The sequence below is a fragment of the Methanosarcina barkeri 3 genome (genome assembly GCF_000970305.1).
GTDB classification, from domain to species: Archaea; Halobacteriota; Methanosarcinia; order Methanosarcinales; family Methanosarcinaceae; genus Methanosarcina; species Methanosarcina barkeri_A.
Map to the genome: position 1 here is coordinate 2,230,287 of NZ_CP009517.1, position 23,199 is coordinate 2,253,485.

At 41.6% G+C, this 23,199-nt stretch carries 20 protein-coding genes; 9 read left to right on the plus strand and 11 right to left on the minus strand.

The features are described from left to right. The first annotated feature begins 294 nt into the window (after positions 1-294). Entirely contained in the window at positions 295-1,827 is a 1,533-nt protein-coding gene (locus MSBR3_RS08885) for a DUF4139 domain-containing protein (protein WP_048107600.1), read from the plus strand. A 275-nt stretch (positions 1,828-2,102) separates the two neighbouring features. Here MSBR3_RS08885 and MSBR3_RS08890 read toward each other — a convergent pair whose 3' ends face one another. Next, the gene (locus MSBR3_RS08890) at positions 2,103-3,980 is read right to left on the minus strand and encodes a hypothetical protein (RefSeq protein ID WP_048107603.1); all 1,878 of its coding nucleotides are present in this window, start codon (positions 3,978-3,980) and stop codon (positions 2,103-2,105) included. A gap of 527 nt (positions 3,981-4,507) precedes the next feature. On the opposite strand from MSBR3_RS08890, the gene pheA reads away from it, so the two are divergent. The 6 genes from pheA to MSBR3_RS08920 all read left to right on the plus strand — a co-directional run bounded on the left by pheA (position 4,508) and on the right by MSBR3_RS08920 (position 13,270). Next, positions 4,508-5,401, plus strand: coding sequence for a prephenate dehydratase (pheA, locus tag MSBR3_RS08895; RefSeq protein ID WP_048107605.1), 894 nt, complete (start codon positions 4,508-4,510; stop codon positions 5,399-5,401). 426 nt (positions 5,402-5,827) lie between these two features. Continuing rightward, positions 5,828-6,721 carry an OadG family protein gene (locus tag MSBR3_RS08900; RefSeq protein ID WP_048107607.1) on the plus strand — a complete coding sequence of 298 codons (894 nt, stop codon included), beginning with the start codon at positions 5,828-5,830 and terminating at the stop codon, positions 6,719-6,721. Positions 6,722-6,937: 216 nt separating this feature from the next. Then, complete coding sequence (locus MSBR3_RS08905) at positions 6,938-7,912, plus strand: AAA family ATPase (protein ID WP_048110263.1); 975 nt, start codon at positions 6,938-6,940, stop codon at positions 7,910-7,912. Between the two features lie 110 nt (positions 7,913-8,022). Then, on the plus strand, positions 8,023-8,904 hold the full coding sequence (locus MSBR3_RS08910) for a DUF58 domain-containing protein (RefSeq protein ID WP_048107608.1): 882 nt from the start codon (positions 8,023-8,025) through the stop codon (positions 8,902-8,904). 2 nt (positions 8,905-8,906) lie between these two features. Continuing rightward, a complete protein-coding gene (locus tag MSBR3_RS08915) occupies positions 8,907-10,784 on the plus strand; it encodes a vWA domain-containing protein (protein WP_048107609.1) in 1,878 nt (625 codons plus the stop codon). Continuing rightward, on the plus strand, positions 10,781-13,270 hold the full coding sequence (locus MSBR3_RS08920; RefSeq protein WP_048107610.1) for a vWA domain-containing protein: 2,490 nt from the start codon (positions 10,781-10,783) through the stop codon (positions 13,268-13,270). The genes MSBR3_RS08915 and MSBR3_RS08920 overlap by 4 nt, the downstream gene beginning before the upstream one ends. Before the next feature lie 269 nt (positions 13,271-13,539). Here MSBR3_RS08920 and MSBR3_RS08925 read toward each other — a convergent pair whose 3' ends face one another. The 6 genes from MSBR3_RS08925 to MSBR3_RS08950 form a co-directional block, all read right to left on the minus strand. Then, the gene (locus MSBR3_RS08925) at positions 13,540-14,136 is read right to left on the minus strand and encodes a diacylglycerol/polyprenol kinase family protein (protein WP_048107611.1); all 597 of its coding nucleotides are present in this window, start codon (positions 14,134-14,136) and stop codon (positions 13,540-13,542) included. Between the two features lie 430 nt (positions 14,137-14,566). Continuing rightward, positions 14,567-15,745 carry a nucleotidyltransferase family protein gene (locus MSBR3_RS08930; protein WP_048107612.1) on the minus strand — a complete coding sequence of 393 codons (1,179 nt, stop codon included), beginning with the start codon at positions 15,743-15,745 and terminating at the stop codon, positions 14,567-14,569. A 228-nt stretch (positions 15,746-15,973) separates the two neighbouring features. After that, the gene (locus MSBR3_RS08935; RefSeq protein WP_048107613.1) at positions 15,974-16,381 is read right to left on the minus strand and encodes an OB-fold nucleic acid binding domain-containing protein; all 408 of its coding nucleotides are present in this window, start codon (positions 16,379-16,381) and stop codon (positions 15,974-15,976) included. Between the two features lie 31 nt (positions 16,382-16,412). Beyond that, positions 16,413-16,883 (minus strand): FKBP-type peptidyl-prolyl cis-trans isomerase, encoded by a 471-nt coding sequence (locus MSBR3_RS08940; protein ID WP_048107614.1) that lies wholly within the window; start codon positions 16,881-16,883, stop codon positions 16,413-16,415. Positions 16,884-17,006: 123 nt separating this feature from the next. Continuing rightward, the gene (locus MSBR3_RS08945; RefSeq protein ID WP_048110264.1) at positions 17,007-17,576 is read right to left on the minus strand and encodes an FKBP-type peptidyl-prolyl cis-trans isomerase; all 570 of its coding nucleotides are present in this window, start codon (positions 17,574-17,576) and stop codon (positions 17,007-17,009) included. A 5-nt stretch (positions 17,577-17,581) separates the two neighbouring features. Further along, complete coding sequence (locus MSBR3_RS08950; RefSeq protein WP_048107615.1) at positions 17,582-18,064, minus strand: FKBP-type peptidyl-prolyl cis-trans isomerase; 483 nt, start codon at positions 18,062-18,064, stop codon at positions 17,582-17,584. 620 nt (positions 18,065-18,684) lie between these two features. Between MSBR3_RS08950 and MSBR3_RS08955 the strand changes: the two genes are divergently transcribed. After that, positions 18,685-19,257 carry a hypothetical protein gene (locus MSBR3_RS08955; RefSeq protein WP_048107616.1) on the plus strand — a complete coding sequence of 191 codons (573 nt, stop codon included), beginning with the start codon at positions 18,685-18,687 and terminating at the stop codon, positions 19,255-19,257. Between the two features lie 5 nt (positions 19,258-19,262). On the opposite strand, the gene MSBR3_RS20215 is transcribed toward MSBR3_RS08955, so the two are convergent. Next, positions 19,263-19,415: a hypothetical protein gene (locus MSBR3_RS20215; RefSeq protein WP_155396773.1), complete on the minus strand. Its 153-nt coding sequence runs from the start codon at positions 19,413-19,415 to the stop codon at positions 19,263-19,265. A 149-nt stretch (positions 19,416-19,564) separates the two neighbouring features. Then, entirely contained in the window at positions 19,565-20,422 is an 858-nt protein-coding gene (locus tag MSBR3_RS21025) for a cytochrome P450 (protein ID WP_329956836.1), read from the minus strand. Here MSBR3_RS21025 and MSBR3_RS21030 point away from each other — a divergent pair. Continuing rightward, a complete protein-coding gene (locus MSBR3_RS21030; RefSeq protein ID WP_230628051.1) occupies positions 20,312-20,707 on the plus strand; it encodes a hypothetical protein in 396 nt (131 codons plus the stop codon). The genes MSBR3_RS21025 and MSBR3_RS21030 overlap by 111 nt on opposite strands. Before the next feature lie 186 nt (positions 20,708-20,893). On the opposite strand, the gene MSBR3_RS08965 is transcribed toward MSBR3_RS21030, so the two are convergent. Both MSBR3_RS08965 and MSBR3_RS08970 read right to left on the minus strand, forming a co-directional pair. Then, on the minus strand, positions 20,894-22,339 hold the full coding sequence (locus MSBR3_RS08965; RefSeq protein ID WP_048107620.1) for an NAD(P)/FAD-dependent oxidoreductase: 1,446 nt from the start codon (positions 22,337-22,339) through the stop codon (positions 20,894-20,896). Next, the gene (locus MSBR3_RS08970) at positions 22,326-22,565 is read right to left on the minus strand and encodes a ferredoxin (protein ID WP_230627994.1); all 240 of its coding nucleotides are present in this window, start codon (positions 22,563-22,565) and stop codon (positions 22,326-22,328) included. The genes MSBR3_RS08965 and MSBR3_RS08970 overlap by 14 nt, the downstream gene beginning before the upstream one ends. Between the last annotated feature and the right edge of the window lie 634 nt (positions 22,566-23,199).

A 23,199-nucleotide genomic window follows, 5' to 3' on the forward strand; every position in this document is an offset into this window, starting at 1 on the left:
ATATAACGAAATTAACTTTATGATAATATTAACTATGTACTTCTGTATATTATTTATAACTGTCTTCTACCCTTTTATTCTAAAAATAAAAGTTAAAGTATTTACAGTCTATAGCCTTGAAAAACGCTAAATCTGAAAGGCAAAACCGGATATTTGAGAATGATAAGAAGCTATTCGGAATTTTAAAGTCATATCTAAAGTCCTGCAAAACTATGTAGAAAAATGAAGAAATAGCCTCAAATAAAACTGCACCTAAAGCTAAATATAAATAAGAAAGTTACCTACACATCTATTATGAAAATAAATAAAAGTTGTATCTTGCTTATTATGGCATCAAGCTTAATTTTAGCCACATCTGCAGCTTTCCTGTATCCTGACTTTTCCTTCCATCCTGATTATACAGTAAGCATAGCTCAAGCAGCTCAAGCAGATAGGTCTGAAACTACAATTAACGGAATAGAATCCAGTTCGAGCATAGTTACCAGAGTACAAACTTCAAATCCCCTGGAGATTCTCACTGCAGGTGCTCAGGCAATTGATTCGGGTACCGAAGTTACTGTTTATAATAATAACCTTGCTCTTGTAAAAGAAAAAAGGGAACTTGAACTTGATTCAGGAGTGAATAAAGTTGAATATAAGGATGTTGCTGCTCTTATTGACCCGACATCAGTAATGTTTGAGGATACGAAAAATAAGAATACTGTCGTACTGGAGCAGAACTATGAGTATGATCTCGTGAGCAGCCAGGAGCTCCTGGAGAAATTTCTGGACAAAGAAATTACCGTAACCGAAAAAGAAGGGGGTACATACACAGGGATTCTCATGAATTATAACGAGTACAAAGGTCTGGTACTCAAGTTAAGTGACGGAAAAGTTGTAACTCTTTCCGAAATCTCGAAAGTGGAATTTCCTGACTCTGCCGGACTGCTCACAAAACCTACCCTTATCTGGCAAGTCTACTCGCCTTCTGCAGGCAAGAGGGATGTCCTCACTTCCTATCTTACAAACGGGATGAGCTGGAAAGCAAACTATATCGTAAAGACCAGTGCGGATGATAAGAAAGCCGATGTCCAGGGTTGGGTTACTGTTAATAATAAAGTAGGGACAACCTATGAGAACGCCAAATTGAAACTGGTTGCAGGGGATGTTCATCGTGTAACTGTACCGAAGGGAATGACTGCAAGAGAGCCAGCTGTAGAAGAAGGAGTTGCATATGATGAAGCTGTGGAAAGTGTTGTTGAGGAATCCCTTTTTGAGTATCACCTGTATACACTTCAAAGACCGGCTACCCTCAGGAATAATCAGGTAAAACAACTTTCCCTGCTCTCTGTCAATTCCGTGCCTGTAGAAAAAGAGCTCATTTTTGATATTTCAAAAAGTAGAGATGTGCAGGTCGCCCTGAGTTTCAACAATTCAAAAGAAAAAGGCCTTGGAATGCCTCTTCCTGCCGGGGTTTTGAGGGTATACAAAACTGACTCCGAAGGTCAGCTTCAATTCCTGGGGGAAGACAGCATAAAGCACACCCCAAAAGACGAAGAGATAAAAGTTGTTGTTGGAAACGCTTTTGATGTAACAGGTAAAAGGACCCAGACCAATTACAGTAAGATCAGCTTGAATGTTTGGAGAGAAAGCTATGAAACCGAAATCAAAAACCACAAATCCGAGTCCCAGAAAGTAAAAATCGTAGAACACTTCTACGGTGACTGGGAAATCACAACCAGCTCTGACCCTTACGAGAAAAAAGATGCTTATACCGCTGAATGGGATATAACCATACCAGCAGACGGCTCAAAGAAAGTTACTTACACCGTAAAACGCAGTTATTAACTCAGAAAAAAGAACAAATTGCCAAATGCAGATTTTACAATGCTGAAATCTGCAGAAAACCCAATCAAGAACCTGTAACTCTGGAAAAACGGAAAAACGAAAAATATGGATCTCATTAAACAGCTCTAAGCTTGTTGAAAGACAATTTACTTACCTAAAACAAGTCAGATTGGCTTAACTAAACATCTTCGTTAGAATTTATCTCTCTCAATCACAATCGTTGCACTGCATGATCAAGCAGACAATATTTATTGATTGGACTTTCGATAAAGTGCTTAAGAAATATAATAAGCACTCAAGTCTTTGTTGTCATATATTTTATCATATTGACCCAATCTGGAGTGAAAAACCGGTCCAAGTACGGTATGCGAGGGTATTGGTTCATGTCCTACTAATTTTATAGCATATTCTATAGGCCTTTTTTCCAAAAAAGATCTCCATAAAAAAATACTACCATGATTGAAATGCATACCGTTACTAAACATACCTGGATATTGCTTCGAATATGAATTAACTGCAAGACTTCCAAAACCGGGATCAGCAATAAAGTTTGTCCCAAGTTTAGACAATGTTTCTGCACCCTTTACCTCTTCTAAATTAAATGTTGTAGATACGGTATCGTTTTTGAGCCACAAAGGACTATCTAAATTTGAAACTGTACTTGCAGACATAAAAAAAGAGAAACCAATAAAAACAAAAAAAATGAAAATAAGTCTAGATATCCTACTTTTAAAATAGACAGTAAGTTCAATTATAGAGAAACTGGCCAGTATACTTAGAAAAAAATACTCAAAAGAAAACCATCTGGTTGGCAGAATATCCCTCAGTCCGAAGAAAGGAAAGCAAAAGGTTATGCCAAAGAGAACTGCTAGCGAAAAAATAAACATAAAATTAGTCTTACTTCTATATTTAGATGATAAACAAAAAAGAGATCCAATAATTCCAAAAAACAAAAATAGAAATAAACCAAAGGTATTCGCAAATCTTTCAAGAAATGGGGGCAACATAGCAGATATTGTTGAAATTGCTTCCGGTCTGTATAAGTCTACAGGCCCTGTGACATAATTATAAAATGTAGAAACTACTACATCAAATAAAGACTTTCCTTCCTTAGAATAAACAACGATGAACCACCATTGAAGCAATGCTATTACAGAAACAAGAGAAATATTTTTAAACATTGATATTTTACTTTTTTCATATATTAAACTGTAAAAAATAGATCCGAAGAAAAAGCCCAATATAGTAATTACAAATATAAAAGATGAGACCGCATGGGTGATTGTCAAAATAAAAATCAAACATATAGAGAGCGATACGAACTTCGGATCGGGTTTTGGGAAATATGCTTTAACAAGAATATATATGAGTAAATAATATAAAATAATTCCATAAGAAGTTGTTTGAGGAGCGGAGCCCCAGTATATATTGAAATCATTAATACTAACCAGCAACATGGTAAATAGCCCTATTCTTTCTCCGAAAAAATGTTTTGATGTTAAATATACAAAACTGGATGCAAGAACGAAGGGGATAATTATCGCAAAATTACTGGCATCCTTTAATGAGACATTAGAAATAAGGTTCATAATTGCAGTTTGGATATGCATTACAGGAAAATACATTTCTTTATCAAATAACACCCCAATATTTCCTGTTTGAGAAAGCAGATAGTTCATTTTAGCCTGTTTCCAAGAATCGACACCAGGGACAAATCCGGCTAAATTAAAAATTGAATAATCGATATTAAAAGAAAGCAAAATTATCTTTGAATACTGAGTTAGGTAATCAAGTTTATGAGTACTGAAAAATATAGACACTGCAACAGAACCTACACATAAGGAATATATAAAAAAATAACTGAAAGGCCGATATTCTGAGTAATGTAGTATAATCAATGATAGAGAAAATAATAATAAAAAACTGATATCCAAAACTGTTTTCCATTTTCCAGATAGATTTTGTTGTGGGTAGATAGGAAATTGTACGTGAGCAATAACAAGGTACAAATAGCAACTTAAAGTAAGTGCCATACCGATAGAAAAGATATGAATTGTAGGTGACACTGCATATAATGAAATAATCACGATACCGAAAACTACTCCAAGTGCCGCCAATAAGCAATCAACTTTATTTAGAGTATTAGAAACCATAATTGACACAATTCCATAATCCAGTAATCTTTTTCATTTTTAGCTGGAAATGTTTACTTTACAGACAAATCATTCATCAAACAAAACAAAGTCGAGCTTTGAAACAGCTTGTAAAATTATTCTTTGGATGAACTTACAGTAGCATACAAAGACTCAGAACTTATTTAGGGGATCAATAACTAAGGAACGATGAAGATACAACCTCAAGCTTTTAGTTAGGGGATTAATCGATGGTTACATTTATAGTTTTCTTAATATAATCCAGTTTTTAAATATATTTTTGTATATCCTCGTTCCGCTTTTATAACTTTGATAAGTTTCAGGTCGTGCACTACTAAGTCAGTTGATGTTATTTCCAAAACACCTTTAGTGGAGCATCATACCTTTTTTGCAGCTCAGTAGGGTTATAACATGCTTAATACACGAAAAATAAGGTACTTCTGGCATTAAAAAAGAATCACCGTCCTCCCGAGACGGGACTTGGGAGGCAAAAAATATTATTACCATTGCCGCAATTAACCCCTAAGATGATTATCGGTGCATTGGGGCCCGAAGGTTCGTACTCAGAGAAAGCTGTACAAATCTGGATTCTGAGACATAGGCTGGATAGTGTAGAAATTCAGTACTTTGCAGATATAGAGGACGCATTTCTGGCTGTAATACAGAAAAAATCCGATCTCTCGATAGTTCCGATAGAAAACTCTATCGAAGGTTCGGTAGGTGTTACTCTCGACTTACTTCATGAGAATGGGGTTGAGATAGTCGGAGAGATTGTTGTAAAAATTGAGCATTGCCTGCTCTCGAAAGGCGGACCTGAAAAGATTAAGGTTATTCTTTCTCATCCTCAGGGACTTGCCCAGTGCAGGCATTTTCTAAAAAAATATTTTCCTGAAGCTGAACTAAGGAGCACGGGCAGCACTTCCCATGCAGCAAGGCTCGCAGGAGAATTTGAAGAGATGGCAGCAATAGCTTCTCCTGAGGCTGCAGAGTGCTACAGGCTAAAGGTTCTCCTTCCAAATATACAGGATAGAAAACAAAACTACACTCGCTTCATTGCTTTACGAGCAGCAGGAGAAAATACTACTGAGCAGGTTTTTGAGCAGGTTTTATGTGACACAGAAGATAAAACGAATGGGCCTGAAAATTCCAACCGTTCAGCTTTCAAGACCTCCATAATAGTATATCTGGAAAAAGACAGACCAGGAGCATTATACGAAATACTCGGGGCTTTTGCAAAAAATAAGATTAACCTGACAAGAATCGAGTCAAGGCCTTCTAAAAAAGAACTTGGAGATTATCACTTCTATATAGATTTTGAAGGGCATATAAGTGATGCGGTTATAAAAGAGACCTTAAAAGAGATAAAAACTAAAACCGATACCCTTAAAATACTGGGTTCTTATCCCGCATTTAAAGCATAGCAACTACCTTTCCAAAACACTGAAGTTATCCAACTTTAAGAATGTCATCACCCATTAAAGATCGTACTTACCTCTTTTAAAACTTTAAGTAATTCCTGTGAGACACCAGAACTATCTATCCTCAGTTATCATTACTTACATTAAAAACAAGTAAAGGCTCAGGTCGAGTTCTGCAAGTTTTGGCAAAAGGACGTGAAGGAGTGCAAATATATACAAAATTGTGAATTTAAAAAGAAAGCTTAACAAAAATTGGATTTTTGTACGAATCCAAAAAATGCATATTCAGGAACGTGTACTTTTATATACTATCTTTCTCTATTCTCTTCCTAGAATATCTTCAGACAGTATATTTGTATGTTTCATACAGATTCTTTCTCATAACTACTTACGATCACAGCCTCTCACCAGGCTGAAAAAGGGAGCGAGATGGCTCTGAGTATTGAAGAAATAGTAAACAAACACGAATTGGCTCTAAAAAAGTATAGAGGACTCTATGCCTTTGCAGACCTGCTTGCAACTTATCTTGTTCTCTATATCCTGTTCGTGCTGTTCAATATGCGAGATTTATTTTTAATGTTTAGCGTCTTTGAGCCTTATACCGGTGCAAGATACAACATTCTGGGCTTTGGGATTGTTTTTGAAACTCTGGGACTTATTTTTCTAGCTTTTGTCCTCTCCCTTATCTTTACAGCTATCAGGCATTACAGAGCTGAGAAGAAAGATGCGATTGCCCTTATAGAAGAGACGCACCCCGTGCTCAAGGAGAGGTTGAGGACTGCCTATGATAACCGCAGTACGGACAATATTATTGTCCGGGACCTTATAGGCGGAGTTATAATCGATTCAAAACCCGTACAGTCCTCGTCCTTTCTTGACAGGAGAAAACTTGTAAAAGACCTGTGTGTAATAGTTTTTGCAGTTTCCGTTCTCGCATATGTTGCCGGAACCGGATACCAGACGACTCTCAGTCCCACTGACCTTAACGGAGTAATCGATAAGCTTCCCTTAGTTTCGAATTCGAACTCTGAACTTTATCCTGTGGATGAAAATGGAGGAACCTCGAATAACACCAGCCAGGAAGGAATTTTTGGGAAGCCGGCCGTTGTTGTGGTGGAAGGCAAAGAGGTTGACCTGAAGATTCCTCCGGGTACAGGTCAGGGCTTTACAAGCCAGGAAACGGGAGAGCAGACGAACGAGTCATTTACCCAATCAGGCCTGGTAAACCCTGAAGCGGCAGCTTCACAGGCTTATTACGATAATTTACCGGAAGGATACAGGAACGTTATCCAGAGTTACTTTGAGGGACTTGCAGAAGAATAATTGGGAAAATTTATTTAAAGTGGATTTAAAAATTTAGTTAAAGTGGATTTATTTGAACTCAGGTTAATCGAATGTTATCTAACAGTAGTTTTTGAATAACAAACAGTATACTTGAGATACACTGCTCTGGAAATATACTCTGCAGGAGCAGGTAATATCCAGAAAAATCGGGCTTTTCGAGCCTCTAAAAACAGAAACTTAAAGGGTGAAGCGGATATGAATGAGACTAATATCGATTCTGGTCAGGCTGCTACAACTTACCAGAACGCAGGCCGGATTTTCAAAAACTTTTTTGAAGACATTGGAAATGTTGTGGTGGGTCAGAATAAAGTAGTAGAGCAAATTGTGATTGCAATACTCTGTGAAGGTCATGCCCTCGTTGAGAGCAACCCGGGGCTTGGAAAAACGCTTATGATCTCCACAGTGTCAAAGGCAATGAACCTTAAATTCAGCAGGATCCAGTGTACTCCTGACCTCATGCCCTCTGATATTACAGGGACAAACGTTATTGAAGAAAAAGACAACAAAAAAGAATTCAGATTCCAGCCAGGGCCGGTTTTTGCAAACGTTATTCTTGCGGATGAAATTAATAGGGCATCCCCAAAGACCCAATCGGCCCTGCTTGAAGCTATGCAGGAAAAACAGGTAACAGTTGGAAACGATACCTTTATGCTGGATCGTCCCTTTTTCATTCTTGCCACCCAGAACCCCATAGAAATGGAAGGAACGTATCCCCTGCCTGAAGCCCAGCTCGACCGTTTTCTCTTAAAAGTCCTTGTAGATTATCCTTCCTATGAAGAAGAAATGGAGATAATAAACCGCTATACGAAATCCGAAGTCCCGAATATTTCCAGGGGTCTTGACAAGTCTACACTACTTGATTTGCAGAAACTCACCAGGCAGGTCCCGATCTCCGAGGAACTCAAGCAGCGCGTCCTTTCTATTGTGGGTATGACAAGAAAAGACAAAGAGCATATCGAGTACGGGGCTTCTCCACGGGCATCGATCGGACTTATCCTTGCCGCAAAAGCCAAAGCCCTCATAGAAGGCAGAAACTTTGTAAGCAAAGAGGATATCGATTATATGGCATATCCGGTTCTCCGCCACAGGCTTATCCTTACCTTCGAAGCCGAAAGAAGCGGGATGACCCCTGATCAGGCTATTGAGGAAATTATCCGCAAGCTCAAATGAAACCTGAGCCTTGGATTGCCAGGCCAGGAAAGGAACTGTAGAATAAGCTAAAATAACCCTGAAGGGTTTCCCGAACCCGGAATAAACCGGGCTTTTATTGACGATCCAGAATGACTCGCACAAAACAAAATATTGAAACGGATTTTTTCAGACAGCTTGACCGCTTTACTTTCTCTGTCCGAAAAAGGGTGTCTACCGTTTACGCCGGAAACCGACCTTCAACCCGAAGTGGGCACGGAATAGATACCATTGGGTTCAGAGAATATGATCTCAACGACAGTCTGAAAGATATCGACTGGAAAGCCTATGCGAGGACTGAAAAACTGTATGTACGGCAGTTTGAGGAAGAGAAAACCCTTACCACCCATATCCTTCTGGACGCCAGCAAAAGTATGGATTACCCTGAAAAAGGGACTTCGAAATTTGAATACGCTGCCATGCTCGCGGCAGGCTATGCCTACATGGTAACAAAATATAACGATAGGTTTGCAATCTCAACCTTTACACAGGAAATCGATATAAACAAACCAAGTCGTGGGCGAAAAAACCTTTTGCGGGCAATCGACAGACTGACAGAGTTTGAACTATCCGGAAACACTTCTATCGGGGAAGCTGTCATAAAATATAGTCGGGAAATCAAGTCCAGGTCTCTTGTAATCCTTATTTCGGACTTTCTTCAGGAACCCGAGGCAATAGAAACTGCAGTTTCCAGGTTATCTGACCACGACCTGATTTTGATCCAGGTGCTGGACTCCACGGAAAAAGTGCTCCCTCTCCAGGGCAACAGCAAACTTATAGACCTTGAAACCGGAGAAGAAATCAGGACTTATGTTAGTGAAAAGTTTAAGGAACGCTATATTAAAAAACTTGATGATCACAGCGCAAGGATTAAAAAAGCTTGTATGAGGGTAGGAGCCGAATTCTATACTTTTACAACCGACACTCCTATCTTCGATGCTTTCTACTATACCATCAGGAGAAGGAGACACTAAAAATGCCTTTCGAAAATCCCCTTGCTCTTGCCGCTCTCCTGAGTGTAATACCACTTATTATTATTTACATGCTCCGTCCCAGGCCGACGGTACTTGCAATTCCCTCACTCATGTTTGTCCTTAAACTTGAGAGGGAAAGGAAACGTGTTTATGCTTCACTAACCAAAATCGTGCGAGACCCGCTCTTCCTGATCCAGCTTCTGATGCTGGTCCTTCTTTCCATTGGCGCAGCAGGCTATTACTATACTTCACAGGAACCGCTGAGTGGAGAGCATACAGTGCTTGTCCTTGACACCTCTGCAAGTATGCAGGTTGATTCTCGCTTTGATGATGCTGTTAAGATTGCGGATGGCTATGTGAGCAAGAAAAATAGCATAATCCTGGCTTCGGATACGCCTCTTCTTGCTCTTGACGGAGGAGATGCATCCTCTGCAAAGGATATTCTCAATAAGGTTAAGCCAGGAGCAGGTACTGCCGACCTGTCTGCAGCAATTACTACAGGTATGCGATCTCTTTCCACAGAAGGAGGAAGAATTATCGTTATTTCGGACTTCACTAACTACAAAGGTGATGATCCGGTTGCTTCCAAGAACCTGGCTGAGTCTTATGGGATTTCAGCCAATTTCGTAAAAGTGGGAAGTCCTGCCGATAATATAGGAATCATTAATGGTTGGATAGAGGCTACGGACGGAAAATATGGCTATACAGGTGTAATCAAGAACTACAAAGATCATAGCGAGAACGTTAAAATCGAAACAGGCAGAGGGACTTCAGGAAATTCCTCAACGTCTTTTTCTCTTGATGTTCCTGCAGGTGGGACAAAACAGTTTACTCTGGAAAATCTTGGGCCAGGCATTACAACAGTCCAGCTCGATGTTAAAGATAGCCTGCCTGTTGACAATAAAGCGTATATTTCCATTCCTGAGACTTCAAGTCAGCGCATACTCTATGTTACTGATAACGGGAAACTACCCTCAAAAACTGCACTCTCCTTGCTTCCTAACAGCAACCTGACAGTCTCAAAATCCGTACCTGACGTACTTGACAACTATACCCTTGTCGTACTTGCCCAGAAAAAAACCCCAATTGGCAACAGTTCAGTAGAAAGGATCGAAAGTTATGTCCGAAATGGAGGCAATGCGGTTTTTATTGTAAGTGGAGCCCTTGTTCCCGAGAAAACCGATGTTGACCTTCTCAAGATCCTACCTGTGAAACCCTTGAAACTTGATGATGACGAAAACGGACTTGGGGCTAAGGAAGTCCTGAAGAGCAGTATTACGACGGATATAAGGAGCGATGAAATTTCGGTTCGCAAATACCTGAATGCAACTGAAAGGACCGGTTCAACAACCCTCGTAACACTTGATAACGGCGTTCCTTTACTGAGTTACTGGCAGGTAGGCAAAGGAACAGTTTTCTACATGGGATTAAGTGACGAGCTAGGAGAAGATTCCTGGAACAATTTCCACAATCTGCCCGAGTATCCTGTCTTCTGGATAAAACTTGTCCAATGGCTTGGAGGGACTGGGGATATTTCCGAATATAATCTGAATACAGGCACATTGAACTCCCTCTCAAAGACCGAGGAAATACGTACGCCTTCAAAGACTTTCACTTCAAACCGTGTCCTCTTTGACGAGGCCGGAATTTACGAACTTTCAGGGAAGAAAATTGCAGTGAACCTATACAATGACAGGGAGTCCAACACTACAGTCGATGCTTCGGAACTTATCAAGCGGGCTGTTGCGGAAGATGGGCCTAAAATTGTGAAGGAAGATTCCTATACTTCCAAAAATGATATTACCGATTATCTTATAGGATTTATGTTCCTGTTCATACTGCTCGAAATTCTTATTGTGCGCCAGCGGGGTGAATTATGACTCTCTCTCTTGGACATCCCGAAATGCTCTTCCTGATTATCCCCGTGCTTATTGGGGGATTCTACCTCCTGAGGAAGACAAAAACGAAGCTTGTAGAATGGAGAATGCTTGTCGCGTTTCTGCTTGTGCTTGCCCTGGCTTCTCCTTTTACTACGGTTACACAGACAACCAATGAAAAAGATCCTTCTCTTGTGATGGTTCAGGACAAGACCTCAAGTATGAATCTCTTTCCTGAAGAAGCAGGCACTGAACTGTACAAAGCCCTGGTAGCCAATACCCCGACAACTTTAGTCCAGCTAACCGGGGATAAAACCTCGCTTGGAGATACTATTACGCAATATGCTGGAAGCGGGAATCAGATAGTGCTGGTCAGCGACGGGAACAATAATGCAGGCAAGGACCTCCCTGAAGCCCTGGAGTTTGCAAAAGAAACCAGCACACCTGTTTATCTTGTCCAGCCCGAACTCCAGACAAATGACCTCAGTGTCGAAATGCAAGGGGATAAGACGGTTGTTGTGGATAACCAGAACGAATTCGATATAGTTGTCAGACAGGCTTCAAACCAGAGTGTCAGCTATCTCCTTGAGGTATCTGTGGATGGAAAACTTTCGCAGAGCAGAGACTTTACTCTGCAGGGCAGGAATAACAGTGAGGATCCCATAAAGATTAATCAGGCTTTTAACACCCTTGGTGCCCATAACCTCAGTGTAAAAGTCACTCCTCACGGAGAGGACAAAAACACAGTTAACAATCAGTTTTTCAAGTCCGTGTATGTTATTCCGAAATCAAAGCTTATCCTGGTTACAGGCGAACCCGATTCTCCCCTCGGCAAGGTTCTGAGCAACCTTTACAATGTCTCGGTAGTCAGCACTTATCCCGGAGCAGCGGCTCTTAAAGGCAGTAAAGCTCTGGTGCTTGACAACCAGCCTATCAGTTCTTTTTCCGAAGCCCAGATGAAAGAAATCAAAAACTATGTCAGCAACGGAGGCGGACTGGTTGTCGTGGGAGGAGAACAGGCTTACAACTATGGAGACTACCTTAACTCCTCACTTGAAGAAATCCTGCCTGTTCTCTCAAAGCCTTCCGACTATAAAGGAGGAAGAAATCTGGTCCTGCTCCTGGATGTCTCTCCGAGTACTGCTGCTCACAAGTCCCAGGGAGATATTCTGGGAAATGCTATCTACATTATCCAGAATGAAAACCTTAAAGATGCAAATGCAGGAGTTGTCGCATTCGGAAGTAAAGCATATGATGTTTCAGGAGGGTTTGTGTTTCTGGGACTTGAGCAGAATAAGAAAATATTGAAAGACAAAATTGAGCGGTTGACACCTGACGACCAGAGCAAGACTTCCTTAAATGAGGGACTTAATATCACAAAACAAATGCTTACCGGCAAAGATGGCAAGCTTGATGCTATTATTATTTCAGACGGAGCAATAAAGCAATCCTATGAGCCAAGCCTTCAGGCTGCAAAAGAACTTCAGAAACTTGGTGTGAATCTTTATTTTATCCATATCAGCTCGGTAGCTCCTTCCCAGATAAATGAAAAAAGACAATACTACGCTGAGAACTTCATGAAGGAACTAGGACTTGAAAAGAACTATTTCCACATTGATAAGGGTGAAAGAGCAAACATAGGCTTTGAGCCTTCGAAAGAGTCTTCTGAGGAGAAAAAAGAAGAAAAAGAAGAAAACCTTGGTGCTTACCCTCTGCTTGCGTATTCTCCTGATCATTTCATCACTAAAAACGTGAATCTCACAAATGCCAGTATTACGGGCTATAATGATGTTACTCAAAAAGCCGGAGCTGAACGCCTGGTAATTACTTCTACCGGAAAGCCTGTACTTACCACCTGGCGTTTCGGGCTTGGTAGAGTTGCAGCCTTTACTACGGACAACGGGGAAGGAGAAGGCTCTCGCTGGGCGACTGCCCTTTATAACGGTTCAAATGCAAAGTTTATTTCGGGCACTATTAACTGGGCAATAGCAAACCCGAGAGCTGAAGAAGGAGCTGTTGTGGACAGTCCGGATACCTGGCTAGGGACTCCCTCCAATCTGACGCTTACGATGTACGATGAAGGAATCCCGCAGCTAAAGCTGGATGGAAACTCTCTCGACCTTGCTTTAACCGGAAGGAACACCTACGAAACAAGCGTAAATCCCGAAACCACCGGAATCCATGATATATCAGGCTATCCGCTTGCAGTAAATTACCAGCTTGAATATCGGGATGTAGGGCTCAATGAAGACATAGAATCTCTTGTTCTTGAAACAGGAGGAAAAATTTACAGTGAGAAGGATGCAAGAGCCCTTCTCCTGAAAGATGCACGGCAGAGTTCAGTGAGACAATCTGACGAGCAGGTAAGCCTGAAAATGTATGTGCTCCTTACTGCGCTTGTGCTCTATCTGGGAGAGATCCTTGCCAGGCGCATAAGGGAAATGAGAAAGCTCAGGAATGCACAGGTTGAGATTGCAGCTGGAAAATAAGAGTTCTAGACGAGCTGCTCTTTTAACTTTTTGAAAGCATCTCAAAGAACAAACTTTGAAAAACCTTTAAATTAAGGGGTTTCTTCAAGGATCCTTTAATTAAGGGGTTTTTCAAGAATCTTTTAATTAAGAGATTTTTCAAGAATTTTTTAATTAAGAGACTTTTTCAAGGATCCCTTATTAAGAGGTTTTTCAAGAATCTTTTAACAAGGGGTTTCTTCAAGGATCCTTTAAATGTCGGCGTGCCCGTTGAGAAATCCCCAAGACTGTCATAAATACGACAGAAGATTCAGAGTTATCTGCCCGAAAAAACCGGCGAAAACCGGCACTATAAGGTTATCATCGATTTTATTGACTGCAGTTTCCGTAAGGGTCGCAAGAAAAGCCATGACAAGGGAAACAATAGGATTTCCGAGAATAAGCAGCCCTATAAAGAAATCAATAAGAAATTCCGAAGCTGAGCCTTCAATTGATTTATCATTTTTAAAGATTTTTTGAAAAACTCTCCTCTTTCCGTAGAATTTTCCGATAAGGCCTGCAGTCAGGTCACCGAAAGTTGCCATAAGGATTGCAGAGTAAGCAATTTCTCTACTGCACAGAGATATTACTGAAATTGCTCCGAGTGCAAAAAAGATATGCCCTCCGAAGCGGTCAGATTCACTTTTTCTGTACATGATATGGAAAAAAGGTATTCGAATTCCATGCTCTATCCGGAAGTAGTCAAGCACGAGAACAGTTACAAGAAACAACATGAGCACCCAGAGAATGGCTTCTTTTCCGTAAAATTCGTAGATAAGCACTATCAGGATTGAAACCAGATGAACGCTTTTTCTCAGGATTTCCAGGACAAATTCTCTGGATGGCATGGAAAAAGATTTTGTAAGGATCTAATATAAACATACCTTTACTTAGCTGAATCTTCTAACACGACGGCGTGCTCACAAGCAAGCCTTTTTAAAAAAGGCTTGAGCGAAAACCTTTTGAGAAAAGGTTTTATCGAAAACCAGAGAATCATTTGGGTTTGAGGAGCTTATTCCCAAACCCTATAGGCGTGATCACAAGCCTTTTCAAAAAAGGCTTGAGCGAAAACCTTTTGAGAAAAGGTTTTATCGAAAACCAGAGAATCATTTGGGTTTGAGGAGCTTATTCCCAAACCCTATAGGCGTGATCACAAGCCTTTTCAAAAAAGGCTTGAGCGAAAATACTGATAAACCTAAAACATCATAACGGCGTGATCAACCGGCGCAACGGTTGCGGCCCAACGGTTTCGGTGCAACGGTTTCGGGTCAACGGTTCTTACGAGCCGTCGTTTGAAGCGTCATAATCGTAATTAATTACGGTTTCCTTTATGCTTGAGTCTTTATCTATAACAACTTCGGGCCAGATTTTAACTCCGGAATGTACTGTTGAATTACTTCCGATCAGTACTTTATGCCCGATAACGGTTCCGTTTTCAAGGAAGCAGTGTTCCCCGATGATTGTTTCATCTGCTACCACTCCGCCTGAAATATTGGATTCCTTTCCTATGAACACATTATCAAAAAGATAGGACGAAAGGATCTTTGCATTGTCCTCTATAGTGCAGTTTGAGCCTATCACGCTGTAAGGCCCGATAAGGACGTTATTGCCTATAGTTGTGTTTTCCCCTATTACTATTGGACCTACAAGGGAAGAGTTCGAACCTATGCATACATTGTTTCCTATGGACAGGGGACCTTTTATTCTTGCGTTCCGGGTCGTGAAATTCCCTTCGATTGTTGTTCCAGGAAGAGAATCGAGCATCCAGCGCTGCGCCTGCCTGTAAGCTGCGGAGCTTCCTACATCAGTCCATTTTCCCCGCACAAGTACACCATTGATTTTTTTGTCGGCTGCAAGCATGAAGGGAAAAAGGTCTTTTGCAAAATCGTATTTTTTACCTTGAGGGATCCATTCAAATATCGAAGGGCTGCAAATGTAAATGCCTGTACTTGCGAGGTTGCTGAATATCTGGCCTGATTTCGGTTTTTCCAGGAAGCGGTGGATCCGGTTGTTAATGTCCATGTCCGCAATTCCGAATTCTCGAGGGTCGTCAATCGAAAGGAGCCCTATGGTTATCGGGGCATCATTTGCTTCATGGAAGCGGTACATCTCTCTCAGGTCGAGGTTAAGGACGTGATCTCCACCAAGGACGATAAATGGCTCGCCTTTCAAGTATTTCTCAGCATTTTTAACACCGCCTGCGGTTCCGAGTTTTTCTTTCTCATATACATAGTCGATATGTACCCCAAACATGTGCCCGTCTCCGAGCTGCTCTTCTATACGCTCTCCCATGTACCCGAGAGTCATGACTATTTCATTGAACCCTTCTCTTGAAAGATGTTCTATCAAATGTCGGACTGACGGCTTATTCAGAATCGGTATGCTGGGTTTAGGGTGCTTGAAAGTTAGCGGCCTGAGCCTTGTCCCTGCCCCTCCACACATGATACACGCTTTCATATTTTTCCCAGATGTCCTTATATGAATATATTGTTAACGATTCTGTTGTCGTTATAAAGGTTATTGATAACGATTATTCAATTAATGACAACCAATCAAATTAATGGAGATAAGGAGGTTATTAATGAAGGTTATTCAATTAATAACGACCAATCAAGCAATGACAAAAGGGTCACTGATAACGGTTATTCAATTAATGACAACTAATCAAATTAATGGAAACAAAGGTCATTGACGGTCAATCAGAAGAATATCTTCATTTCTTTCTACCTTGATTTCCCTTTTCCCTTCGTACTCCGAAACAGTACCGGTTACACTAATGATATCCCCTTTCTGGATTGAGTTATTAAAGGATTCAGCACCAGCAGTCTTTGGAATAAAGACACTAAGGACTTCGGAGTTATGATCTACCTGTAAAAGCAAGTGTTCACCTGTATAGGTTAACCTTTTGCTCAAAACTTGAGCTTCAAGGAACACCTTCTCCCCTTCACCGGATTCCCGAGTATACGGCTTGGCTTCTTTCCCTGCCTCCTGTCCAGAAGCTGTAAGTTCCGGTCCAAAGCAGAGATAAGCTGTCACAAGAGAAGTCAATGTCATAAATAGCAGCAGTACCATGACTTTTTCTTCTTTTTCCATACTTTATCTCCCCGAATTTATGGACCTGAAATCAGTTTATAATCGAGACCAGTTTTATTTCAAGAACCAGAGTTTTGCCCGCAAGTTCACGGTTAAAGTCCAGAGTGGCAGAAGTTTCCGTGGAGTCAAGCACTTTAACCTCACTCCCAGCGGGTGTTATGATTTTTGTTCCTGGCTCAGGAGGGTTCTGGAGTTCAAGTCTTGCAAGAGGGATCTTCTGGACAAGGTAACTCTTATAATCTCCATAAGCTTCTTCAGGAGGGATTATGAGGATTTTTTCTTCACCCTCCTTCATTCCAAGTACTCCCTTGTCGATTCCTTTTATAACCTGATATGTGTCCGCTCTAAAAAACAGAGGTCTGTACTCTTTTTTTTCGTCATATATCCCTTCTTTGAGGGCTTTTTCCTTCGAGGTGGTATCAAAGACCGTGCCGTCTTCAAATTTTCCGGTGTAATCAATAAGAAGGTAATCTCCTTTTTTCACAGTACGAGAATTTTCCATTATCCCTTTCTCCTGTGCATTTTCCTTTCAGTATTCACGTCAGTTCAATATCTCAGAATACTGAAAGGATACACATTTTAAAGAAATATCATAATTCTCAATTTGATCTTCAGTAACTTAAACTTATTCTATTGAGATGAGTTTTATATCAAAAGTCAGGGTCTTGCCTGCAAGCTCGTGATTGACATCAAGAGTGATATGCGTGTCGTTTACAGCTGTTACTTTGTACTGGTTCCCGTTAATATCTCTCAGGGATTGTCCCACTTCAGGAATTTCGGATCGGTTTGTTAGATTTAGTTCTTCAATCGGAACAGCAAGGATTTTTGCTTTATCATATTCCCCATAAGCTTCTTCTGGGGGAATTTTCAGGGTCTTTTCTTCCCCTACTTTCATTCCGATTACACCCTCATCAAAACCCTGGATTACCTGTCCCGAGCCAACAACAAAAGTAAGAGGGGCATATTCCCTTCCTTCAACGTATATGCCGGCCTGCTTTGCAACATCTTCTCTTGAGGTGTCAAAAACCGTGCCGTCTTCAAGCTTCCCGGTATAGTCGACCTTGACTGTATCTCCGGACTTTACTATTCTGCTATCTCCTCCCTCACTCCCTTTGTCCGTGCAGCCACTGACAAAAATTATACTCACCAGGAGCAGTACCGCTATGAAGAAAACTGCTCCTTTACTGGCCTTCATTCCGTTCACTTCTCCACAGAAACAACTTTGACTGAGAAAATCAAGGTCTTGCCTGCAAGCTCATGGTTGAAGTCTACAACAAAGTTATTTTCACTTACGTTTGTGATAGTACCTGTCAGACCGCTGTCCGTAGCCAGCCTCATTCCGACTTCCGGAGTAAAATCAACAGCGTCAACAGGGATCTCTCTTACGAATTCTTCCCTGTATTCTCCGTATGCTTCTTCAGGCGGGATTGTAAAGGTTTTTTCTTCCCCCACTTGCATTCCAACAACACCCTCATCAAATCCTTTTATCATCTGACCTTCGCCGATGGTAAATGTGAGGGGCTCATAATTTCTCATTTGGTTGTATATCCCTGCCTCGGTAGCAACTTCTTTTACGGAAGTATCAAAAATTGCACCATCTTCAAGTTTTCCTACGTAATCAACTGAGATTGTATCCCCATTCTCAATTTTTCTGCTTGTGTCTTTTGTTATATCCTCGGCCATAAGAATCAATAAAACAAACGAAAGCATTCTAGATAAACGTAATGATAAAATAGAAGTCAAAAAACCAAGTAAACAGGAATTTCAGAATTCGGTATTACAGGAATGCTTGTAGTCCTCATTTTTAAGTTTTAATTTGAGATTTGATCCCTTTCAGTTCTTTTTGATATTCGAGGTATGAGTAAACAGCCGTGAACCCCGCAATAAAGATTACAAGCTCAAGAGTGAAGATGAATTAAGAGTCCGCCTATTAAGGTTGTAACTCTACTCCAACTTAAGAGAACCCTTAATATACTCAGGGCTGACAATGACCCGATAAGTGAATTAATTAACAGAAATATGCTAGTGACAATTATCAGGAACACCAAAATCCACCCTCAATTCTGTTTTTTAACCTATCCATAAGTGTCAGACAACCCCTGTTATGTCACAAATGATGATGTGGGTACATTTTGACAAAATTAATATAGACTTATTTTAACATTTTATACTGAGATATTTGACATTTTATACTAATATATGTCTAAATTTATCCTAAGTTTAATTTTTCATAATCTATTATCGAAGACTTAAAATATACTTTCTGCATATACAGTCTAATAAAAATTAGTATGTGAATGGTCATGGTAACAAGTCAGGAAAGACAGAAGGCAAATCTGGCCAAAATGAAAAAAGTAATGGAAGAAATTGAAAATACGACAGATGATTTCGATCTGATAGCCGAACTGCGTGAACTTTTGAAAAAACCATATTCGCTGTCTCTTAAATGGCACCTGATTGTGTTTAAAAGTGAAATTGATAAGAGTTTGTGGTACCTGGAAGATATAAGAAAAGAAGAGATTGAAATAGAAAAGATGAAGCGAAGAAAAGGAAAAGATCCAAAAGAAGGATTAAAACAAGGTAACTGCAAATTTTCCGAGGCAGTTAGTGCATTTAAACTCGATCATCAGATGGTATATGATCCGAAAACAAGTAAGTATAAGTTGTCAAAGTCCGGGGTTTCCAGAACAACAAGAGAAAACATTTTTGCAATCCCAAAATCTATGATTGGGGACGGTAAACTTCAGTGGAGTGAAGCAGTTAAACAAAAATGGGGAGAAGACACCATCGGGCAAACAGAACTATTGGAAAGAGAACTCTACAACCGGAAAAGTATGAGAGTCGATTGCAATCGGGAGGATGAACTATCTATTTAATTATTTCATCTTTCAATTATCAATCCTTTAACAAATCTTCCAATCACCAATCCTTTAACAAATCTTCCAATCACCAATCCTTTAACAAATCTTCCAATCACCAATCCTTTAACAAATCTTCCAATCACCAATCCTTTAACAAATCTTCCAATTACCAATCTTTCAATTACCCAATCGTATATTTGATGAGCTTATTCCAAAACGAATTTCTTTTCAAATTAGTAAGGTCTTAGAACTATTTCCATAATCAGAAACTCAGTTAACTACAGTGGAAACTTCAAGGTAGATTTAATTAAAAACTGAATCCTCAGTCCCTCACGCCATCGATTTCAACAGTGAGATGTCGCGGTCCTCGTAGAGTAGCACTCTGCCGGTATGGAGGTGGATCATACGCGAGCCTGGGGTTTTCAAGCCGTCGTACGAGTTCTGTTAGTGCAATCTGAGTTTCCAACCTTGCGAGTGGGGCGCCGTAACAGTAATGGATACCGCTGCCAAAGCCAAGGTGCATATTATCCCTGCGATCAGGATCGAACTTATCTGGATCGTGGAAACGAGCAGGATCACGGTTTCCGGAAGCAAGCAGCAGAATCACAGGTGAACCTTTCTGAATAATAGTACCGGCAATAGTGATGTCGGCGAGAGCTACACGATTTGGCAGAATCTGGACAGGAGGTTCATAGCGTAGCAGTTCCTCGACCAGGCGAATAACCAGGTTTGGTTGACGACGCAGCCGTTCGAGGGCATCAGGATGCCTCAACAGTGTGAGCATGCCGTTGGTGATCAGGTTCACTGTGGTCTCATGACCGGCAATGAGCAACAAACTCGCAGTGCTCACAATATCTGATTGGGCCATTGGCCCGTCAGGACCGTAGTCTGTTATGAGTCCTGAAAGCAGATCGGAACCAGGGTGCTTTCGATGACGCTCAATCAGCGCCTCCATGTATTGCTCCAGATCTTTAAAGGTTTGGCCAGACTGTTCTTGTCGCCTTTTTCGTTCCTCCTGGCTTTTCTGGGGATCCAGGTCAATACCTTCGATAATAGCTTCTGATAAAGCATGAAGGCGTGCTTGATCCTCAGGAGGTACACCAAGCAGCTCACTGATCATCGTTACCGGAATTGGGTAGGCGAAATCCTCGACAATGTCAATCGAAGACTTGCCTTTCATAGTATCTATCTGTCGATTTGCAAGGCAGATCAGTTCAGATTCCATGTCAGCGACTCTACCTGGTGTGTGAGGTGGGCCAAATGGCCATGTAGCTTGCCGGCGTATTCTATCGTGCTCAGGCGGATCCAGACCGATAAAACTTGGAACTACTTCCGTTTCAGAACCCTCGTTGGATGCGGATGTTTCCGTACCTGCTTCCGGTGCCTGATTTTTAGAAGCGGGCTCCTTATTTGTCGAAAGGCCTGCAGGAGGACGATTATGAACGGAGAGCTTGCGAAAATCTGAACCAATCCTGGGATCATGAAGTAGTGAGACAATCTCCCTATAAGTGCTGACAACATAGCTCCCATCTGTCTGTCGTGTAACTGGTGTCTGGCGCAATTGGGCATATAGAGGATAAGGGTTGGCACGATTAGCGTAGTCAAGAACTTGCTCATACAAAGATTTCTGTATCACGTAGTCTGCCTCCTATCATTTGGGCTGAAATCCTGGCGGTACACGAGGGTCCTTCACTTTATCGCTTGTAGGTGATTCTTCTGGAGAAGGTATGCTCGGACCTGGACCGGTCTTTATAGCATTAGGGCTATGGGTAATTTGTCCATGAGGTGGAAATCCGGCAGGAACTGGCCGAAGTTCGGCTGAACTATCTGGAGCATGAAGTACAGGCGGAAATGGAGCCCTGGCTTCGATCATTGCCTCATAAGCTGGCAACCAGCGTGCCATATTTACGGTGAGAGCTGCGACAATTCTGCCCTTGTAGCCATAAGCTGCAACTAACCTGCGTTCCGAAACAGAGCCCTGTGTGAGCACAACCTCATCAGCAAAGCTTGGAAGACCTATCATCTTCAGGTTGACGCCAAACTGACGGGACCAGAAAGCAGGCAGGCTTTTGTATGCCTGGAGATCTGCCGGAACACTCACCATATTATGTGCTGCCGTTCTTGCCTGCTCAACAGCATTTCCCCAGTGTTCGACTGCCAGCAGCTCACCTTCGTAGAGCGGGTGAGGCCAGCGAACTATATCTCCGGCAACAAAAACATCGTCTGTAACCATTCCATTGATGTCGAAAGCACGACAGGCGGCATCACAGGCTATTCCTCGGGAATCAAATGCCAACCCGGAATCACGCAACCATTCAACGTTTCTTACTGCTCCAAGAGCGACTACAGCCACATCGATGTCAAGTATATCACCATCTGAAAGATAGGCACAGCGCAGCCGTCCGCTCTCATCTCCCTCCAGCGACATAACCGTGACATTGCAGCGCAGATCGACTCCATGTGCACGCTGGAGCTGACCAGCAAACGCACCTGCAGCTGCACCGAGAGCGCCGATAAGAGGTGTAGCACTGCGCTCTGTAACCGTGACAGCCAGACCCAGCTCTCTGCAAACTGAAGCGACTTCGGAACCAGTGAAACCACCGCCAATCACCAGTACTCGCTTCGGCCTGGCAGCTAACCGGGCTCGTAGCCGGACAGCATCATCACGGGTGTGCAACAGGCATACTCCATCAAGGGCAGCCTGTGCCAAATCCGGCCACTGACGAGCATGTGTCCCGGTAGAAATTAACAGGCGATCAAAGCCAACCCGCCTCCCGTCAGCAAGCTCAACCTCTCGGTTACCCAGATCAAGCCCTATGGCAGGCATTCCAAGCAGCCACTCGGCCTGTAGATCAACACTCTGCGGAAGAGTCGTGTGCTCTGCCTGTAGCCAGCCTGTGAGGACAGTTTTAGACAGAGGAGGGCGATCATAGGGAGCATATGGTTCGTCGCCGATCACAGTTATTGTTCCGGCAAATCCTTCGGAACGCAGTGATTCTGCAGCACTTAAGCCAGCCAAAGAAGCACCGACGATAACTATTCTTTGAACAGGTTTTTGTACGGAGGAAGCAGTCTTCTTGGCATTATTGCTGCTCACTGTGGTTTCCTCCCTGCTGCTCCAACTGCTCATCCAGACAGCAAATACTAATCGCCTGTACCGGGCAAGCTGCAGCCGCCCGCTCTACTTGCACTCGTAGTGAGTCGTCCGGTGCATAATCATATTCGAGCGACTCTTCATCCTTCATCCAGAATACGGTCGGTGCGGCAAATACGCATTGAGCGTAGCTCTCACACCGGTTTAAGTCGACTACAATTCGCAGCACTGCGAAACCTCCAATTCCAGAAACTTAAATGAGCAAACTCAGAACTTTTTAATTTTCGGGACATGTCTGCCACCAGGGCATTTCGTATGATGAAAATAGATGGCCGGACTGGCAAGGAATCCTTCAGTCATGCTTTCCAGCATCATTGGCGCAACTGGAGCTTTCTCTGTCTAATCCCCCTATCCAGAAATTACTACTACCAACTGCAATTGCCAACTACAGAAGTCTGCAAAATCAGCAACTCTTTTTATTTGCTTATCTGGCCTGTTATTGATCCTTAACAGTTTAAGGAATTGTTTTCTGTAGTATCTCCTAGTAAATGGCTTCATGACCTCTTAATAATCAGATGTTTATCATTTCAGCGTTTAGCAACACACTAACTATATGACGCTTTTAATATAACCCTGATAAACTAAAGACAAACCCGGAATAAGACTTGTAAGATAATAATAAGGGAATTTTTATATAATTAACTATTAGGCTTTGTAAAAATGTATTTAAATCAGTATCAAGAGACTAAATTCTGAAAAATCTTATCCTTTAACGTATTTCGTCAAGAAAGTTTCTGGCTGCTGTCCTTTTCCTAAAGTGCTATAAACGTAAAGATAAGTTTGAAAAATAGTGGTATTGATTA

Coding starts and splice junctions, on each gene's coding strand:
- MSBR3_RS08885 (WP_048107600.1), top strand. CDS start 295: ATGAAAATAAATAAAAGTTGTATCTTGCTTATTATGGCATCAAGCTTA.
- MSBR3_RS08890 (WP_048107603.1), bottom strand. CDS start 3,980: ATGGTTTCTAATACTCTAAATAAAGTTGATTGCTTATTGGCGGCACTT.
- pheA (WP_048107605.1), top strand. CDS start 4,508: ATGATTATCGGTGCATTGGGGCCCGAAGGTTCGTACTCAGAGAAAGCT.
- MSBR3_RS08900 (WP_048107607.1), top strand. CDS start 5,828: ATGGCTCTGAGTATTGAAGAAATAGTAAACAAACACGAATTGGCTCTA.
- MSBR3_RS08905 (WP_048110263.1), top strand. CDS start 6,938: ATGAATGAGACTAATATCGATTCTGGTCAGGCTGCTACAACTTACCAG.
- MSBR3_RS08910 (WP_048107608.1), top strand. CDS start 8,023: ATGACTCGCACAAAACAAAATATTGAAACGGATTTTTTCAGACAGCTT.
- MSBR3_RS08915 (WP_048107609.1), top strand. CDS start 8,907: ATGCCTTTCGAAAATCCCCTTGCTCTTGCCGCTCTCCTGAGTGTAATA.
- MSBR3_RS08920 (WP_048107610.1), top strand. CDS start 10,781: ATGACTCTCTCTCTTGGACATCCCGAAATGCTCTTCCTGATTATCCCC.
- MSBR3_RS08925 (WP_048107611.1), bottom strand. CDS start 14,136: ATGCCATCCAGAGAATTTGTCCTGGAAATCCTGAGAAAAAGCGTTCAT.
- MSBR3_RS08930 (WP_048107612.1), bottom strand. CDS start 15,745: ATGAAAGCGTGTATCATGTGTGGAGGGGCAGGGACAAGGCTCAGGCCG.
- MSBR3_RS08935 (WP_048107613.1), bottom strand. CDS start 16,381: ATGGAAAAAGAAGAAAAAGTCATGGTACTGCTGCTATTTATGACATTG.
- MSBR3_RS08940 (WP_048107614.1), bottom strand. CDS start 16,883: ATGGAAAATTCTCGTACTGTGAAAAAAGGAGATTACCTTCTTATTGAT.
- MSBR3_RS08945 (WP_048110264.1), bottom strand. CDS start 17,576: ATGAAGGCCAGTAAAGGAGCAGTTTTCTTCATAGCGGTACTGCTCCTG.
- MSBR3_RS08950 (WP_048107615.1), bottom strand. CDS start 18,064: ATGGCCGAGGATATAACAAAAGACACAAGCAGAAAAATTGAGAATGGG.
- MSBR3_RS08955 (WP_048107616.1), top strand. CDS start 18,685: ATGGTAACAAGTCAGGAAAGACAGAAGGCAAATCTGGCCAAAATGAAA.
- MSBR3_RS21030 (WP_230628051.1), top strand. CDS start 20,312: ATGAAGGCGTGCTTGATCCTCAGGAGGTACACCAAGCAGCTCACTGAT.
- MSBR3_RS21025 (WP_329956836.1), bottom strand. CDS start 20,422: ATGAAAGGCAAGTCTTCGATTGACATTGTCGAGGATTTCGCCTACCCA.